The organism is Wolbachia endosymbiont of Pentalonia nigronervosa (assembly GCF_014534705.1).
Taxonomy (GTDB): domain Bacteria; phylum Pseudomonadota; class Alphaproteobacteria; order Rickettsiales; family Anaplasmataceae; genus Wolbachia.
This window is the reverse complement of the sequence record NZ_JACVWV010000154.1, coordinates 1-1,392: the sequence shown is the minus strand read 5'-3', so window position 1 is coordinate 1,392 and position 1,392 is coordinate 1. Positions and strand designations below refer to the sequence as shown.

Sequence of the window (1,392 nt, the reverse complement as noted above, 5' to 3'; positions counted from 1 at the left end):
AATCCTGGTCTTGCAAAGTATAATGGTTCTTTACCATCAGGGTTGAAGATTAAGCTGCCTATAATAAAAGAGCCATTGAAGAAATCTGTTTTAAAGGTATGGGAATGAAACCTGAATTTAGCATTGAAGAAATAAAGAACCATGTGATATCGATACACCTTACTGATGAATCTGGAACAATTGATGATGTAGCAGAAGTATGTGTCAACTATGAAAATGAAGATGTAGATGTTCCAAATGAATTAAATATCGCTCTAGGTTATAGAGAAACAGGTGTGTTGCCAATGGGTATATATACAGTCAATGAAGTTACAATGCAAGGACCACCTAAAACTCTACTAATCAAAGCCCATGCAACAAATTTGAGAATATCATTAAAAGAAAAAGTATCTAGGGAATGGCACCAGATTACACTAAGTGATTTAGTAAAAGAAATAGCACATAAACATGGGTATGGATACAAAGTTGCAGAGGAATTTAAAGATGTACTTATACCTCACATTAATCAAACTGAGGAGAGCGACATAAGTCTGTTAACAAAAATAGCAGTAGAGCGAGAAGCAATGGCAAAATTAGCTGGAGGGTACATACTATTCATTCCCAAAAATATGGCAAAATCAGCAACAGGAAAGGCATTAGGGACAACGACTATTAAGCCTCAAGACACAACTAACTGGCAAGTACATTTTACCGTACGTGATAAGTACAATTCCGTAATAGCAAAGTGGCATAGTTATGAAAAGGGTGAGACTATTAAAGAAATGGTTGGTAGCGGTGAACCAAGTTATATTATGCTGGAAATTTACCCCAATGCAGAGTCAGCAGTAAGTGCAGCAAATGCCAAGCTAAAACAATTAAAACGCAGCAATGAAACTTTAGAGATAACAATGCCAGGTAATCCTCAAATATTTGCAGAGGCAAAACTTAATCTTATAGGCTTTAATCAAGCAGTAGATGGCGAATGGATAGTCAATAGAGCAGAGCATACCTTAAATAGTTCTGGTTATCTTACTACATTATCTGCATCTTTAAGTAAATGAAAACGGTGTTAAGAAAAAATAAGTAAATAGTCTATTTAATATGAAGAAACTGCTGAGTATGAATAAACTGGAATATAATGAAAAAGATAAAATACATTTTGTATGGTTTACGATACTAGTGGTATGTGTTGTTATTACATATTGCTATCAAAAGTCTAAGAAGATGTCTTGAAAAGAAATGAAAAGATAAATATACTAAAGCAAATGTAGAATTAAGAGGTAAAAAAATGTATCCAAGTGACATAAGTGACAAAGAATGGGAAATACTAGAGCCATACGTTGCACAAGGGGCAATAGGAAGGCCAAGAAAACACGATATTAGAGCGATTATTAATGCAATAAGATATATAAT

2 protein-coding genes are annotated in these 1,392 nt (G+C 33.9%); both read left to right on the top strand.

All coding sequences use genetic code 11. From position 1 onward, the window contains the following. Window positions 1-108: tail protein X (locus IC220_RS08135; protein ID WP_369408779.1), on the top strand; the 108-nt coding region annotated here is incomplete at its 5' end. Further along, window positions 105-1,040 carry a contractile injection system protein, VgrG/Pvc8 family gene (locus tag IC220_RS07545; protein WP_188153792.1) on the top strand — a complete coding sequence of 312 codons (936 nt, stop codon included), beginning with the start codon at window positions 105-107 and terminating at the stop codon, window positions 1,038-1,040. The genes IC220_RS08135 and IC220_RS07545, both read left to right, overlap by 4 nt. Window positions 1,041-1,392: the final 352 nt, after the last annotated feature.